This window comes from Flavobacterium tyrosinilyticum (assembly GCF_023656565.1).
In the GTDB taxonomy this organism is placed as follows: Bacteria; Bacteroidota; Bacteroidia; order Flavobacteriales; family Flavobacteriaceae; genus Flavobacterium; species Flavobacterium tyrosinilyticum.
In genome coordinates, this window is sequence record NZ_JAMOKG010000002.1 from 690,125 (window position 1) to 705,942 (window position 15,818).

Genomic DNA, 15,818 nt, shown 5'->3' on the forward strand with positions numbered 1-15,818 from the left:
GGCGCTTGTGGGGATTGATAACTGATCAATTCCATATTTTTCTTATTAGTTTTAATAGTTTTGGTTCTTCGTTTTGTGTACTCTTATTTTGAATTTTTAGTTTTTGTTGTTCATGCTTTTGTCGCATAAGTTCATCCCACTCTTTATCTGATGGTTGTTTTAAGTCAGCCCCACCTTTATGAGCAAAATTTACATAACCAATTTCAGGTTTTGGAAGTTTATTTTCACATTCTTTTGAGCACAAATTTGCAAGTAAAGGCAAATTATCTGTCCCGACACGAAGAGTTATCCAAAGTTGATTTGTTTGCTGATAAGTGATTTCTTTCTCACAAATACTACATTTCAAGGTCTCGCCAAAATATCTAACAGGATTATGTGTAAGTAAAGGAAATCTCATTCGGTTTTTATAGTTTCCAAATAATGCTCTTGTGCTTACTCTGCTGTCTTTTAGATTTATACATTTACTGATTTCATAAGGAAACCAATGTAAGTTGTAAGAAGTATATGGGTCAAAGTATTCAAGCGATTCCATTTGTCCAATTTCAGGCGGAATCCGTTTTATTTTACTTCCATAAAGCCAAACTTTTTTCACCTTTTTAAGTTTTGATATGCTCTCTGGTAAAGTATGAATTTGAGAGAATAGTTCTTGTCCAAGTTCATCTAATGGAGAAAATTCTTCTCTGTTCTCATCGGCAACTTTGTCCACATATTCGCAAAGCTTTTTCCAAGCATCAGAATTTCTGTCCTGTACATCGTTTTCAATTCTACCTATTCTGTCGTTCATTGTTCTATTTATGAAATATTGCTTTATGTTATTCTCTGCTAGAGCAGGTGTCACCTTAGTGACGTTCCAATTGGTTTTTGAATTTCTTTGTGTTCACAAGCGGGATGCTCACGCTAGCGGGGGTAAAATGATAACTCGATAGCGCGGATTTGCAATCCGTGCCCACAAAGATTGGCTAGTTCTCTTTATAAAACATTAATTTGTGTAATTTTTGTTTAATGATTTGTTTTGTCTCTCACTGTTGCGGGCACGGATTGCAAATCCCCGCTATCGGAGTTTTTGAATACTATTTCGTAGAAGATTTTTTGCTAGATAGGAATTGTTATATACAACTTTACTTTTTAACGTATGTTTTGTTACCATTCGAGTTTATATAATATTGACCTCCTCTTGACCCCGTTTGTATATCTCTCGAAGTAGAAGAGGAAGGTGTCGAATATGGGGAACTGGAATAATAGGATGAATTTAAAGTACTTGAATAGTTTGAAGAGGTAGAATTTGATGTATTGCTTTTTACATAAACTTTATTTCCACTATTATTAACATAGTATTCTCCTCCAGAAGTTCCTTTATAAATTATTCTTCCATTTTCTGTTCTTGAATAATCGGCTGTCGTTATTGGTTCTTCATAAGAATTAATATAATTCGAATTTTCATAATATGAATTTGTTGAAGATGTTATTGTAGAAGTACTACGATTAGCCCTTTCTCGAGCTGTTTTAGATTTATGTAGACTAATCGTTAATAATTGCATATTGGAAGGATCGTCAGTTCCTCCCTCACTTAAGGGTGTAATATGATCGATTTGATATCCATTTGGTGTTTCACTATATCCTAGAGATCTTAAGAATATTTTTTTATTTGTTTCGTTTCTTTTAACTACAGGCTTTCCTGTTGTAGAATAATATTGATTATAATAATATTCCGTTTTACCTATTGTATAAGTTTCTTGACTATTAGATAGATATGTGATAAAAAATGAAATAACTAGTAGTATTTTCTTCATATGTAATTATTTTATTCAGTTAATTGTCTTTTAAAAATTGCACATAAATTGTTAAGAAACAAAACAAACTGTAAATTAGATGTTTAATTTTTTAGTTCTCAAATATATGTATTTTTTCTTGCCAATTTATACGGATTTCCATACTTTAAATTTTTATTTATTCAAAATGATTAACTGTAACGCAATAAAAAAGCGAGTAAAAATTTTTTACTCGCTTTAATCATTTATCATAATTTTTTATCCCAAAAATGCTTTCAACTGCTCATAAGTTCCAATCTTCACACTAACTTTCTCCTCATTAATAACACTCTCAATTTGAGCAGGAATAGGAAGTGTGATTCCTAAAGCAGGTTCAACCACATCTAAGAATTTAATAGGATGCGCAGTTTCTAAGAAAATACCAATTGCGTTGGGGTGTTTTTCAAGTTCTTTTTTCAAACCTAAATAACCTACAGCGCCGTGTGGTTCTGCAATGTAACCGTCTGTGTTGTAGATTTTCTTTAAAGCTTCCAACGTTTCTTCGTCTGTATAACTATAAGAAGAAAAGTCTTTTTCGAAAGCTTTTAAGTCATTATTGTACAATTCCTGAATTCTAATAAAGTTACTTGGGTTTCCAACGTCCATGGCGTTAGAGATTGTTGCTTTAGAAGGTTTTGGATCGTATTTTCCGTTTTCTAAGAATCTTGGTACCGTGTCGTTTACATTTGTAGAAGCAACGAAATGTTCAATTGGCAAACCTAATTTCTTAGCCATAATTCCGGCGCAGATATTCCCGAAGTTTCCGCTTGGGCAAGAGAAAACTAAAGGTTTGTTTTGGCTTTTCAAGGCTTTGTAAGCAAAGAAGAAATAAAACATTTGCGGTAACCAGCGCGCAATATTAATAGAATTTGCAGAAGTCAGGTTTTTGTGCGCCAAAGTTTCGTCTAAAAACGCTTTTTTTACCATATCCTGACAATCGTCAAAAACACCGTCAACTTCAAGCGCTTTAATGTTTTGCCCTAAAGTAGTCAATTGTTTTTCCTGAATATCGCTCACTTTTCCTGACGGATATAAAATGACAACATCAACACCGTCAACGCCTAGAAATCCGCTTGCAACGGCTCCGCCGGTATCTCCAGAAGTCGCTACTAAAACCGTATTTTTAGCGTCTTTTTTGTCTTTATTGAAATAACCCAAACAACGCGACATAAAACGTGCTCCAACATCTTTAAACGCCATTGTCGGGCCATGAAATAATTCTAACGAATAAATTCCGTCTTCGACTTTCACAACCGGAAAATCAAAAACTAAAGTTTCGGCAATAATTTCTTTTAATTTTTCCGCTGGGATTTCGTCACCAACAAATTGTTTAATCGCTTCAAAAGCGATTTCTTCGTGGCTTAAACTTTCAATTTTATCAAAAAATGAAGGATCAAGCGGTGTGATGCTTTCTGGGAAATATAATCCTTTGTCAGTTGCTAATCCTTGTATAACAGCTTCTTGAAAAGAAACTTTTGGAGCATTATGGTTTAAACTGTAGTATTTCATTGGTTGTTTTTTATTTAACCGCAAAGCACGCAAGGAATTGGTTTCTTTTGAAAACGCAGAGTTCGCAAAGCTTTGTGGTAATATTTTTTTATTTCAATATTTTATGTTTTCAATTGTGTGTTGCTTTTGTCAGGCTGAGCGGAGTCGAAGCCCCGCAAAGTATGCACATAAAGTAAATCCTCAACGTTTGTCATTTCGACGTAAGGAGAAATCTTCGCAAGTAACTCCGCAACGTTAATCCAATCTTTGTCGAGTTTCTCGTGGAGATTTCTCCTTACGTCGAAATGACAAACTGGACGCGCTATACTTTATGTGCATACTTTGCGGGGCTTCGACTTCGCTCAGCCTGACAAACTTTGTCTTAATACTTAATTCTTAATTCTTAGTACTTAATACTCTTCTACAAAATTCTTACACCATCAGGATTAATCTTCGAAACATGAATCTCATACGGTAAATTCATTTTTTCGTAAACGTCGCTCATGGCTTTTGCGATTTGGTCGGCGGTGTTTTTTCCTCTGCTTAAAGCGAAGATTGATGGGCCAGAACCTGAAATTCCAGAACCTAAAGCGCCGTTTTCGTAAGCCGTTTGTTTGATTTGATCGAAACCTGGAATTAAAACACTTCTTAAAGGCTCAACGATTTCGTCATGAAGCGAACGTCCAATTAATTCGTAATCTTTAGTGTAAAGACCTGCAACCAATCCGCCTACATTTCCCCATTGCATGATGGCGCTTTTCAGGGAAACGTTTTGTTTTAAAACCGAACGTGCGTCAGAAGTTTTTAATTCAATTTGCGGGTGAACCACCGTTGCGTACAATTCTTCTGGGCTGTCAATTCTGATAATATCAAGCGGAGCGTAACTTCTTACCAAAGTAAATCCGCCTAAAAGGGCAGGAGCAACGTTGTCGGCGTGCGCGTTTCCGCTGGCTAATTTCTCGCCCTGCATGGCAAACTGAACCAAATCTTTACGAGAATATGGTTTTCCTAATAATTCATTAATTCCGAAAACCGCTCCGGCAGAACTTGCAGCACTGCTTCCGATTCCGCTTCCGGCTTTTATGTTTTTATAAATTTCGATTTCGAATCCAAAATCTAGTTCGTCCAAAGTTTCTAGCATTGCCAAAGCCGCAACTCCAGAAACGTTTTTCTCGGTTTCCAAAGGCAAGTCAGCACCGACAATTTTAGTGATTCGAACTCCTTTTTGATCGACTTTTCGAACAATCATTTCATCGCCCGCATTGTCTAAGCAAAGTCCGAGTACGTCAAATCCGCATGAGAGATTGGCGATAGTTGCTGGGCAAAATAGTTTTATTTCTTTCATTTTTGGTTGGTTTTGCCACGAAGGCACAAAGTCACAAAGTTTTTTTTTAAGTTTTTAAGATGCTAAGTTTCTAAGATGCTAAGCGCAAAAAAGACTTAAAAACTTAGCGTCTTAGTGCCTTAGCGGCTAAACATTCCCAATACGAATAACGTCGGCAAAAATTCCTGATGCTGTTACTGCTGCTCCAGCTCCGGCTCCTTTGATCAATAAAGGCTGATCTACGTAACGATCTGTGTAGAACAATACGATATTGTCTTTTCCTTCTAAATTATAGAAAGGATGATCTTTTGGAATGAATTGCAAACCAACGCTTGCTTTTCCGTTTTCGAATTGCGCCACGTATTTCAATCTTGAATCTTTGGCTAAAGCTTCTTTATAAATACCTTCAAAATGAGCAGCGTGTTTGATTAACGATGCGAAGAAATCTTCGTTGTTTGTTGTTGCTAAACATTCTGCCGGCAGGAACGATTCGTTTGCAATAGCATCAATATCCATTTCGTAACCGCTTTCACGAATTAAGATCAGGATTTTACGAGCTACGTCGATTCCGCTTAAGTCGATTTTGGGATCTGGTTCTGTGAAACCTTGAACTCCAGCTTCTTTTACCACATCGTGGAAAGAATTTTTCTCATCGAAATTGTTGAAAATAAAGTTCAAACTTCCCGATAAAACCGCTTGGATTTTATGCACTTTATCTCCAGAAGCAATCAGATTTTTTACGGTATCAATAATTGGCAATCCCGCACCAACATTCGTTTCAAACAAAAACGGAGCATTGTATTGGCGAGATAAGCTTTTTAATTTTTTATAGTTGTCGTAAGCAGAAGAACAAGCAATTTTGTTGCAAGTTACAACCGCAATACTTTCTTTTAAGAATTTCTCGTAAGCTTCAGAAACCGTTTCATTTGCTGTAATATCAACAAAAATACTGTTACGTAAATTTAGGTCTTTTGCTTTTTTGATGAATTCTTCAATACTTGCTGGTTGACCTTCGCTTAAAGCGGCATCCCAATTTTTTAAAGAAATTCCATCTTCATCAAATACCATTTTTCTTGAATTTGATAAAGCGATTACGCGAACGTTGATCTTTAGATTATCTTTTAAGAACTTTCTTTGGTTGTGAATCTGCTCGATGAATTTTTCTCCCACATTTCCAACTCCCATTACAAATAAGTTGAGCTGTTTTGTGTTTTCTTCGAAGAAATTCTCATGTAAAGTGTTCAATGCTTTTTTAACGTCTCTTTCATTAATTACAGTCGAAATGTTTCTTTCAGAAGCACCTTGCGCAATGGCACGAATGTTTACGTTGTTTTTTCCTAAAGTGCTAAACATTCTTCCGCTCAAACCTTGGTGATTTTTCATGTTTTCGCCCACCAAAGCAATAATACAAAGGTCTTTTTCTACATAACAAGGATCGATTTTGTTTTGCGAAATTTCGATTTCAAAAGCTCGGTTAATCGCAATTTCAGCATTATCAGCATCCGAATTCAAGATTCCGATACAAATTGAATGCTCAGAAGAAGCCTGAGTAATAAAAATTACGTTGATTTTTTCTTGAGATAATACTTCAAATAATCTTCTAGACGAACCTGCAACTCCAATCATTCCTGGACCTTCAAGAGTTAAAAGCGAAATATGATCAATATGGCTAATTCCTTTTACAACCGTATCTTTTGATGAAACCTGACTAGAAATTAAAGTTCCCTCAGCTTCTGGTTCAAAAGTATTTTTGATTAAAATTGGAATATTTTTTCTTAAAACAGGTTGAATTGTTGGCGGATACAACACTTTTGCACCAAAATGCGACAATTCCATTGCTTCTTGGTATGAAATAGTAGCAATTGGCTGTGCTTGTTTTACAATTTTTGGGTTTGCAGTAAACATTCCGTTTACATCAGTCCAGATTTCCAATTGTTCAGCATCGATTGCACCAGCGATAATGGCTGCAGTATAATCAGATCCGCCACGTCCTAAAGTCGAAGTGATTCCGTCCAAAGTCTGCGCAATAAATCCTGGAAGTATATTGATTTTTGATTTATTCGAAGCGAAATATTCCTGAATTAACTGATTCGAAACTTCAAAGTTTACCGCAGCTTTTCCGAAGTTACTATCCGTTTTAATCAATTCACGGCTGTCTTTGTAAACCGCATCTTTTTCAGTTTGCTGAAATGCCTGAGCAATGATAAATGAAGAAAGCAATTCTCCGAAACTTAAAATAGTATCGGCAGTTCTTGGAGACAATTCACCCAATAAGAAACATCCGTCTAGTAAAGTTTCTAAATGGTTGATGATTCTTTTTACATGGCTCAACAAACTGCTTTGCTCGCTTACCGGAATCAATTCTTTTAATGTATCAAGGTGTTTTTTCTCTATTTCGGCAACCACTTCTCTAAAGCTTTCGTCGTTTGCCGCTGCTTTTGCCGCCGCCAATTGCAGTAAATCAGTCACTTTACTTAGGGCAGAAACTACAACGACTAATTGGTCTTGCTTTGCTTTTTGGTTAACAATTTCGAGAACGAGTTTTATATTTTGAGCATTGGCAACCGAAGTTCCGCCAAATTTTAATACTTTCATTTTGTTTGATATTTTTTAATAAGGTGCAAAGATTTTGAGTAACAAAGGTTCAAAGGTTATCAACTGTGAACTGAAACTGAAAACTGCGACTATTTTTTTGTAAATGTTTTTTATGTATCCAATAACTTTCTTCTTTCAAGAAAAAAGTATAGGTAACCTAGGATGATATGTAAAAATGTATACCCCTAAGGGGTAGTAGTTGTTGTAGTAGAAATAATCGTAGCAGCAATTGCAACTCCTGTTTGAGCTGTAATAATTGTAGATTGATATTTTATGCTGTTACTTTTCATTTTTGATTTTTCAAAAGTACAGCTTTTTATAAGAGTTAAAAACTTAAAAGGCTTTTTTACGAATATTTTAATAATTCAAATCTCTATAAATCAATATTGAGTATTTGTTAAAATTGCAGATGTTAAATTGATGTTTTAATATATTTAGGACAGCATTTTTTTAAGATTTAATCCGCGCAAGAGATTGATGTTTAGCCCAAAAAGAACTTAAAAACGGGATGTAGCTGGATATTTTGATTTGAAAAGCAATTAAATGTATGTTAAGAGTTCTGGTAGAAATTTTAATTATTGTGATAAAATGTTGCTTTTTAATATTGATTTGTTGAATTTTGGCGTTTAAAATTTAAAATCATCATGAGAGAGATCCATTATATAAGTTCAGAAACCATTACTTTAGAAACATTACAAGAAATTTTAAGCCAAAATAAAAAACTTGAATTATCTGAAGAAGCTAAAGTAAATGTTCAGAAATGCCGTGATTATTTAGATAAAAAAATGGCATCGCATACGGCACCAATTTACGGAATCAATACAGGTTTTGGATCTTTATATAGTGTAAAAATCTCAAATGAAAACTTATCTAAACTTCAAGAGAATTTAGTAAAATCGCACGCCTGCGGAACAGGGGAGGAAGTTCCAGCGGAAATTGTAAAAATGATGCTTTTGCTGAAAATCCAATCATTAAGTTATGGACATTCTGGAATTCAGCTAGTAACTTTAGAGCGTTTGGTTGACTTTTACAATAATGATATTCTGCCTATTATTTATACGCAAGGTTCGCTTGGAGCTTCTGGAGATTTAGCGCCACTGGCACATTTGTCTTTGCCTTTAATTGGAGAAGGAATTGTATTGTTTGAAGGAAAAAAAATGGCTTCTGCCGAGGTTTTAAAGCATTTCAACTGGGAACCAATTGTACTTCAATCCAAAGAAGGTTTGGCTTTGCTGAACGGAACGCAGTTTATGAGTGCTTATGGAGCTCATATTTTAATTAAAGCATATAAATATTCGTATTTGGCAGATTTAATCGGAACCATTTCTCTAGAAGGTTTTGATGGAAGAATCGAACCATTCAACGAATTGATACATTATATACGTCCACATAAAGGGCAAATCGTAACCGCACAAAGAATCACAGAATTCTTGGACGGAAGCGAAATCATTACTCAAGAAAAGAAACACGTTCAAGATCCGTATTCTTTCCGTTGTATGCCACAGGTTCACGGCGCTTCAAAAGATGCGATTGATTATGTTCGAAAAGTATTCAAGACAGAAATTAATTCGGTTACCGATAACCCTAATATTTTTATTGAAGCTGATCAGATTATTTCTGGCGGAAATTTCCACGGACAGCCTTTAGCATTAGCTTTAGACTTTATGGCAATTGCATTAGCCGAATTAGGAAGCATTTCTGAAAGAAGAACTTATCAGTTAATTTCAGGATTACGTAATCTTCCAGCATTTTTGGTTGATAACCCAGGATTGAATTCTGGTTTCATGATTCCGCAATATACGGCTGCCAGTATTGCCAGTCAGAACAAACAATTGGCGACACCTGCAAGTATAGATAGTATTGTTTCTAGCAACGGTCAGGAAGACCACGTAAGCATGGGAGCAAACGGCGCTACAAAAGCCTTACGTGTTTTAGATAATCTAGAGCGTATTTTGGCTATTGAATTGTTGAATGCATCACAAGCAATTGCTTATAGAGAGCCTTTAAAATCAAGTGATTTTATCGAAATGTTCTTAAACAGTTATAGAGAAGTGGTGCCTTTGGTAAAAGAAGATAGGATCTTACATAATGACATAGAAAACACGGTGTTATTCCTTGAGAGTTTTCAAATTGAAAACGATTTGTTAACAATGGCTTAACACTGAAACGTGTTATTGAAGGTAATTTTGCGCTATCAAAAATAAAACAATGTCAATAAACAGTATTTTCCAATTTTTAGTGCCGAAAGACAAAAAATTCTTTCCACTTTTTGAAGAAGCTTCAAGCAATTTAATTGAATTAGCTTCTAACTTACACGAAGCTGTAAATTTACCATTAAAAGAAAGAGAAATTCTTTTTCAAAAGATTGACGAATTAGAACAAAAAGGAGAAGACATTACACGTCAGACAAACCTTGAGTTAAGCAGAAACTTTATTACTCCATTTGATAGAGAAGACATTCACACGTTAATTACTTCAATTGACAACGTTGCCGATTACCTTCATGGTGCATCTAGCCGTATGAGATTGTATCAAGTTGATAAGATTACAAAATCTATCAGAAAGATGACAGAAATCAACCTTGAAGCTTGTCAAAACATTGACAGTGCGGTAAAAGAGTTGAGAAACTTACAAAACTTTAAAGTTATTAAAGATGCTTGTGCTAGAATCAACAAACTAGAAAACAAGTCTGATAACGTATATAACAAAGCAGTTTTTGAAATTTTTGAAAACGAAACAGACGCTAAAAATATCATTAAATATAAAGAAGTGTTATCTGTTTTAGAATCAGCAACAGACAAATGTAAGAGTGTTGCGAACATACTAGAATCTATTTCTGTAAAACATTCTTAATTCAATTTTTCAATCTGAAGTTATAATTTTATGACGCTACTTATATTAATTATAGTATTAGCCTTAATTTTTGATTACATCAATGGTTTTCATGATGCGGCAAATGCTATAGCGACTGTTGTTGCAACAAAGGTTTTGACACCTTTTCAGGCGGTTGTCTGGGCAGCATTTTTTAACTTTCTGGCTTATTGGGTTTTTGGATTTGGTGTTGCAGATACTGTTGCCAAAACAGCGCACACAATGGAAATTAACCTTGTTGTTATCCTAGCCGGAGTAATTGCAGCAATCTGTTGGAATTTATTGACTTGGTGGTTAGGAATTCCTTCAAGTTCTTCGCATACTTTAATTGGAGGTTTCGCAGGAGCAGCTGTAGCGCACGCTATTGCCGTTCACGGTTTCTCTGGTTATGTTGGAGAAGACGGAGCAACTCACTACTGGTATGAAATTGTAAGCTGGTATAAGGCCGGTAAAGATGGCGGAATGCCCTCGGGAGTCCTCATTATTATTGCTTTTATTGTCTTAGCACCGCTTTTAGGAGTTATTGCATCTTACTTAATTTCGATTTGGCTGTTAAATGCTTCACGTAAAAGTATCGGACCAAAAATCTTTACTGTAGCTTTAATGCTTGCAACGATTTGGTTTGTTTACGTTCAAATGGTTTCTTATGATGAGATTCTAGAGCACGGAAAACCTCGTTTCGAATCTCATTTCTGGAGCGTTGTATTCGATTCTCATAATATTAAATGGTTTTTAGTTGCTTTCATTATCTTGACAGTAAGTGCATTCTGTTTAATATTCAGCAGTTTGAATCTTCATCAGGCAGATGCTGCTTTAAAGAAAATGCAGTTATTATCTTCTGCGGCATTTAGTTTAGGTCACGGAGGAAATGATTCTCAAAAAGTAATGGGTATTATTGCTGCTGCGGTAGCGGTTTATATCAATACAAATCCTGGTGTTCATATGGATGCTTGGTTAGATGTTGTGCTTCCAAACGATGATGCAGGTATTAAAGGTGTAATGCCAAGCTGGATTCCTCTTGCTTGTTATTCTGCCATTGCAGCAGGAACTTTAAGTGGTGGATGGAAAATTGTGAAAACAATGGGGTCTAAGATCACTAAAGTAAGTTCATTTGAAGGAGTTGCAGCAGAAACTGCAGGAGCTTTGACACTTTACTTTACAGAACACTTAAAAATTCCAGTAAGTACAACGCACACTATTACAGGATCTATTATTGGTGTTGGATTAACAAAACGTGTATCTGCTGTAAGATGGGGAGTTACCGTAAGTTTAATCTGGGCTTGGATCTTGACTATTCCAATTTCGGCTTTGTTAGCTGGTTTGGTTTACTTTATTCTAAGTGTATTTATTTAGTAAAATATTGATAAAAATAAAAAAGGATAATCTCTTAATAGGTTATCCTTTTTTTTATTTTAAATAATATCTTTGTAAGATAAAATTTATTTTTTTTAGAGTTGTAGATGAAAATAATTAAACAGTCATTCAAAATTATTTTTTTTGGTGTTATTTTTTTTTGGTTTTATTCTTTTGCAAAATGTGAGTACTTGACTTGGAAACATGGATCAGAATTTTTGATTCCTAAAGAAGTTAGTTCAATGATAGGTGGAGTATCATCAAAAAAGGTTTTAGAATATTCAAATGATAGTGCAATTGTATATCTTATAAGTTCAGAGAAGAGTTCTGGTGATACTATTTGCTTTATTATAATAGACGGAAAATGGATCTTTTCAAATTGGAGAACTGTCTGGTCAAAAACAGGAAGTGCAGATGGATTTATCTGGCCCTATATAAGATAATGACATTATAATATATTATAAAGCCGATTTCATATTTGAAATCGGCTTTTTTATTGGGTGAAAATGAAAAAATAAATGTCTTAAAATGTGGGTTTAAAAACTTTTAGGAGCTATTTGTGTATTCTATTGAAGAGATCTTTACAAAAATATTTAGTAGAGATTTTTAGTAATTATAAAATAGGAAAAGTTATGAGCATGGAGTTTTTTAAATTATGTTCTAATAATAATCTTCAAGAAGCAAAATTATTATTTAACAATGATATTAGTTTAGAATTCGTAGATGGTGGAGGTAGAACAGCACTTTCAATGGCAGCCAGTAAAGGGCATGATGATGTTGTGAAGTGGCTTATAGAAATTGGTGCATTAATTGAATCTTGTGATTCATACAATAGAACGCCACTTGCAAGAAGTTCAATGATGGGGCATTTATCAACTGTCAAAATACTATTAGATGCCAATGCAAATATAAATGCTGTTAATAACAATTTAAGGTCCATTTTGTCAGAAGTTATTTCAGAAAAAAAAGAAGAGATAGCATTATTTTTGATAGAAAATGGTGCCACACTTAATTCAGCAGATGATATAGGAAAAACAGCAATGCATTTTGCTGTACAAAATGGTCTTTTAAACGTTGTTAAAAAACTTCTTGACAAAAATGCTCTTTTTAATAAACCTGATAAATATAATGTTACTCCATTAAATTATGCAATACAGAATCGTCGACTTGATATTGCTTCACTACTAGAAAAAGCTGAAATTGAATTAACTGATGGAAAAAGAGTGATTGAAACCGAAGAAGAGAATTCTTTTACAGAAGTAAATAATTTAGTTTCAATAAATGAAAATGAGCCATTAAGTAGTCAATTTATTGAAGCAATAAATGATAAAAACATTGATTTGATTAAATTATTAATTGATGAAGGTGTCGATATAAATGAAAAATTTATTTACGAAGATAAAAATTATAGGTATGACTATAGATTTGATTACCTTACAAGAGTTATTTCTTCGAAACAGTCGAAAATAATTAAAATATTACTTGAAGAAGGTTTTAAACTTGAAAATAGTCAAAAAGAGATACAAGCCTATTTTTATATTTATAAATTTTTGGAAATTTATTGCTTTAATAATTTGCATGATGATTTGATGGAGTTGTTGCCTATTTTTTTTAAAGAAAGCATTGTTTTTGATTATAAAGAAATTAGTTCATTAAAAAGGTTTAATTTAAATCAGTACCAAAGATTATACTATGACATGATTCTAGAAAAATGTTCTGACATAAATGAAATTGAAATTTATACAGGTAGAACATTATTGCATGATGCTTTAGATGACTTTAGAAATAGTTTTGAATCAGGTCGAAAAGATATATTTATTTCTGCTGAGTTAAATAAGGATGATATTTTTATAGATGCTTTATTAAATTGTGATGTAATTGACATAAACAAATTTGATTATTCTGACAATTCGCCTTTATATTATGCTTGTGAAAATACTACGGCCAGAGTAGTTCGTAATCTTTTACAAAAAGGAGCGGATTTAGAAGTTTTATGCGGAGAAACAAGTCTGCCATTAGTAATGGTTGCTTGTGAAAACTCAAATATAGAGGTGTTAGAAGTTCTTTTTGAATTTGGAGCCGATTTCAATATTGCAGATGATGATGGAAATACTTTATTGCATATTGCAAGTCAAAAGCAAGATTTTGAATTAATTGAATATTTGATAAAAATTGGTGTAAATGTTAATGCAATGGATAAAGATGGTAATACCGCACTACATATATTAAGTTGTAATAATACAAAAAATACAATCAATAGTATTAATTTGCTTGTTGAGAAAGGTGCCGATATATCGCTACTTAATAATAATTTGAGAACTCCTTTTTTCAGTAGCAGTTGTAAGTTTGATTCTCAATTTGTTTGTAAAAACATTCCAATTTTAAAACATTTAATTTCATTAGGAGCAAGTGTAAATGTTCAGGATTATACAGATTCTACACCTTTGCATTATGCTGTTAAGTATGAAGATATTGAACTAGTCCGTTTCTTAATTAATAACGGTGCAGATTGTAATATTGAAGATGATAAAGGAAATAGCTCATATAAAATTGCCTTAACATCTAATAAAAGAAGTGTACTTTCGATTATAGAAAAAGCAAACGTTAGTATTGCAATGGACGATGATGATTTAGATGCTGCATTTATGCGCGCATGTAAAAATGGAAGTCGTGGTGTTGCAGAATTGCTGGTTAGAAGTGGTGATGTGGATATTACATATGTAGATGATGCTGGGAGAACTCCATTGCATTATATTGCAAAAATGGGTATGATTGCTTTAGCAAAGTTTGTCGTTGAAAAAGGTGTAGATGTAAATTATACAGATAAACATAATCAAACAGCACTTCATTTTGCAGCATCACATTTTCAAAAAGAAATGTTTAAGTTTCTTGTTAACAATGGTGCAGATTTAAATATTGCAGATTCTAAAGGCTTATTACCAATCCATTTTATAGCTAATAATGGTCAACATGATATGCTAGAAGTATTACTTCAGAAAGGAGCTAATGTCAATATTATGACTAATGAAGGAGAATCATTATTACATATGGCTTGCTATACTCGTAGTAGAGAATGTGTTAGGGTTTTGCTCGATGAAGGTATGAACCCCAATATTTTAGATGCTGACGGTATTGCGCCATTAATAATATGTGCAAATTTGAATCAAAAAGAGATGGTTAAAATGCTAATTATGAAAGGTGCAAATATTAGATCAAGAGATTTAGATGGAGATGAAGCAATTCATATTGCTGTAATGAAAGGTTTTAAAGATATGATATCGTTGCTTGTTGATTTGGGAAGTGATATTAATTCGTTAAACAATAATGGTTTAGCATCTTTACATTTAGCTGCTTATTTTGGTTTTAAAGATATTTTTAAATTTTTACTTGAAAAAGGTGCTGATTTTGAAGTTAAAACAGGAGCGGGCAAATCTTGTATTGACATAGCATCGGAAAATAATCAAAAAGAACTTGTTGAACTTATTGGTATAATTCAAAAAAGAAGACAGTTACTCTAAATAATTAATATTATTCCAACAAAAAAGCCGATTTCAAATTGAAATCGGCTTTTTTGTTGGAATAAATAATTAGCAAATATTTGTCTTAAAATGATAGTATAAAAACTTTTAAGAGTTATTGATGTATTTCCATGTAAAGACCTTTGCAAAATTATTTATTGAGGATTTTACTAATTAATTTAAAAGCGAATGGCAATGATTTTTGATAAACCGATAATTCTTGAAGGTGAAGAAGGAAATGTAGTTCTAATTTATGGAGAGCATATAATTGGAAATATTACAAAAGAAAATGCTGATTTAAGTATTGAAAGAATAGATAAGAACGTTTTTAATTCTTCTGAATTTGAATCGATCATAAATGTTAATGAGATTTTTGAATATGAATTTGAGGTTGACAATGATTCTCATATTATGTTTGAAGTTAGAAATGCAAATTCAGTAACTTATAAAACTATTGATTTTAAAGATTGTGAAACTACAAAAAAAGCAGAAAGATCGATTAGTGAAAAATTTAAACAATTAGGATTTAAACGAGAAGAAAAGCAAATATCGGCTCTTAGCGCTGCTGTTGTTCCTGGATCTGTCGCAGCTTTTGTTGCCGTGATGGGAGGGATTTTTACTTGGTATGCCAAGTATTTGGAGACGCGAGTTATAACCCGTACAAGGATTATAAAATGGTATGTTTATATTTTCGAAAAAGTAGCTGAAGTGGTAGGTTTCTATCCGTTTTTGATTATTACGCTAGTTTTGACAGTTTGCTGTTTACTGTGGATGTTTAAAAGAATGGCTAATCCTCCGATTAAGATTAGTGCTGTGAAATAATTTAGAGAAGCCGATTCATATTTGAAATCGGCTTTTTTT

At 33.4% G+C, this 15,818-nt stretch carries 11 protein-coding genes; 6 read left to right on the top strand and 5 right to left on the bottom strand.

Features of this window, described 5'->3' with window-relative positions; translation table 11 throughout:
• Nucleotides 1-25 precede the first annotated feature (25 nt).
• From NCC77_RS10830 to thrA, 5 genes are all read right to left on the bottom strand, one after another.
• Nucleotides 26-784: a hypothetical protein gene (locus NCC77_RS10830; protein WP_250835578.1), complete on the bottom strand. Its 759-nt coding sequence runs from the start codon at nt 782-784 to the stop codon at nt 26-28.
• A 334-nt stretch (nt 785-1,118) separates the two neighbouring features.
• A complete protein-coding gene (locus NCC77_RS10835; RefSeq protein WP_250835579.1) occupies nt 1,119-1,790 on the bottom strand; it encodes an HNH endonuclease signature motif containing protein in 672 nt (223 codons plus the stop codon).
• 237 nt (nt 1,791-2,027) lie between these two features.
• Nucleotides 2,028-3,317, bottom strand: a complete 1,290-nt coding sequence (gene thrC / locus NCC77_RS10840) for a threonine synthase (protein ID WP_250835580.1) — start codon at nt 3,315-3,317, stop codon at nt 2,028-2,030.
• 400 nt (nt 3,318-3,717) lie between these two features.
• Nucleotides 3,718-4,641 carry a homoserine kinase gene (locus NCC77_RS10845; protein ID WP_250835581.1) on the bottom strand — a complete coding sequence of 308 codons (924 nt, stop codon included), beginning with the start codon at nt 4,639-4,641 and terminating at the stop codon, nt 3,718-3,720.
• Between the two features lie 126 nt (nt 4,642-4,767).
• Entirely contained in the window at nt 4,768-7,215 is a 2,448-nt protein-coding gene (gene thrA, locus NCC77_RS10850) for a bifunctional aspartate kinase/homoserine dehydrogenase I (protein ID WP_250835582.1), read from the bottom strand.
• A gap of 644 nt (nt 7,216-7,859) precedes the next feature.
• Between thrA and hutH the strand changes: the two genes are divergently transcribed.
• The 6 genes from hutH to NCC77_RS10880 all read left to right on the top strand — a co-directional run bounded on the left by hutH (nt 7,860) and on the right by NCC77_RS10880 (nt 15,779).
• Nucleotides 7,860-9,374, top strand: coding sequence for a histidine ammonia-lyase (gene hutH, locus NCC77_RS10855; protein WP_250835583.1), 1,515 nt, complete (start codon nt 7,860-7,862; stop codon nt 9,372-9,374).
• 49 nt (nt 9,375-9,423) lie between these two features.
• On the top strand, nt 9,424-10,068 hold the full coding sequence (locus tag NCC77_RS10860) for a DUF47 domain-containing protein (RefSeq protein ID WP_008462731.1): 645 nt from the start codon (nt 9,424-9,426) through the stop codon (nt 10,066-10,068).
• Nucleotides 10,069-10,098: 30 nt separating this feature from the next.
• Entirely contained in the window at nt 10,099-11,439 is a 1,341-nt protein-coding gene (locus tag NCC77_RS10865) for an inorganic phosphate transporter (protein ID WP_250835584.1), read from the top strand.
• A 191-nt stretch (nt 11,440-11,630) separates the two neighbouring features.
• Nucleotides 11,631-11,882, top strand: a complete 252-nt coding sequence (locus NCC77_RS10870) for a hypothetical protein (protein WP_250835585.1) — start codon at nt 11,631-11,633, stop codon at nt 11,880-11,882.
• A gap of 189 nt (nt 11,883-12,071) precedes the next feature.
• The gene (locus NCC77_RS10875; protein ID WP_250835586.1) at nt 12,072-14,957 is read left to right on the top strand and encodes an ankyrin repeat domain-containing protein; all 2,886 of its coding nucleotides are present in this window, start codon (nt 12,072-12,074) and stop codon (nt 14,955-14,957) included.
• A gap of 195 nt (nt 14,958-15,152) precedes the next feature.
• On the top strand, nt 15,153-15,779 hold the full coding sequence (locus tag NCC77_RS10880) for a hypothetical protein (RefSeq protein ID WP_250835587.1): 627 nt from the start codon (nt 15,153-15,155) through the stop codon (nt 15,777-15,779).
• Nucleotides 15,780-15,818: the final 39 nt, after the last annotated feature.

What these genes read in the sequence shown, in the direction of transcription:
- NCC77_RS10830 (WP_250835578.1), bottom strand. Translation starts at nt 784, where the DNA reads ATGAACGACAGAATAGGTAGAATTGAAAACGATGTACAGGACAGAAAT.
- NCC77_RS10835 (WP_250835579.1), bottom strand. Translation starts at nt 1,790, where the DNA reads ATGAAGAAAATACTACTAGTTATTTCATTTTTTATCACATATCTATCT.
- thrC (WP_250835580.1), bottom strand. Translation starts at nt 3,317, where the DNA reads ATGAAATACTACAGTTTAAACCATAATGCTCCAAAAGTTTCTTTTCAA.
- NCC77_RS10845 (WP_250835581.1), bottom strand. Translation starts at nt 4,641, where the DNA reads ATGAAAGAAATAAAACTATTTTGCCCAGCAACTATCGCCAATCTCTCA.
- thrA (WP_250835582.1), bottom strand. Translation starts at nt 7,215, where the DNA reads ATGAAAGTATTAAAATTTGGCGGAACTTCGGTTGCCAATGCTCAAAAT.
- hutH (WP_250835583.1), top strand. Translation starts at nt 7,860, where the DNA reads ATGAGAGAGATCCATTATATAAGTTCAGAAACCATTACTTTAGAAACA.
- NCC77_RS10860 (WP_008462731.1), top strand. Translation starts at nt 9,424, where the DNA reads ATGTCAATAAACAGTATTTTCCAATTTTTAGTGCCGAAAGACAAAAAA.
- NCC77_RS10865 (WP_250835584.1), top strand. Translation starts at nt 10,099, where the DNA reads ATGACGCTACTTATATTAATTATAGTATTAGCCTTAATTTTTGATTAC.
- NCC77_RS10875 (WP_250835586.1), top strand. Translation starts at nt 12,072, where the DNA reads ATGAGCATGGAGTTTTTTAAATTATGTTCTAATAATAATCTTCAAGAA.
- NCC77_RS10880 (WP_250835587.1), top strand. Translation starts at nt 15,153, where the DNA reads ATGATTTTTGATAAACCGATAATTCTTGAAGGTGAAGAAGGAAATGTA.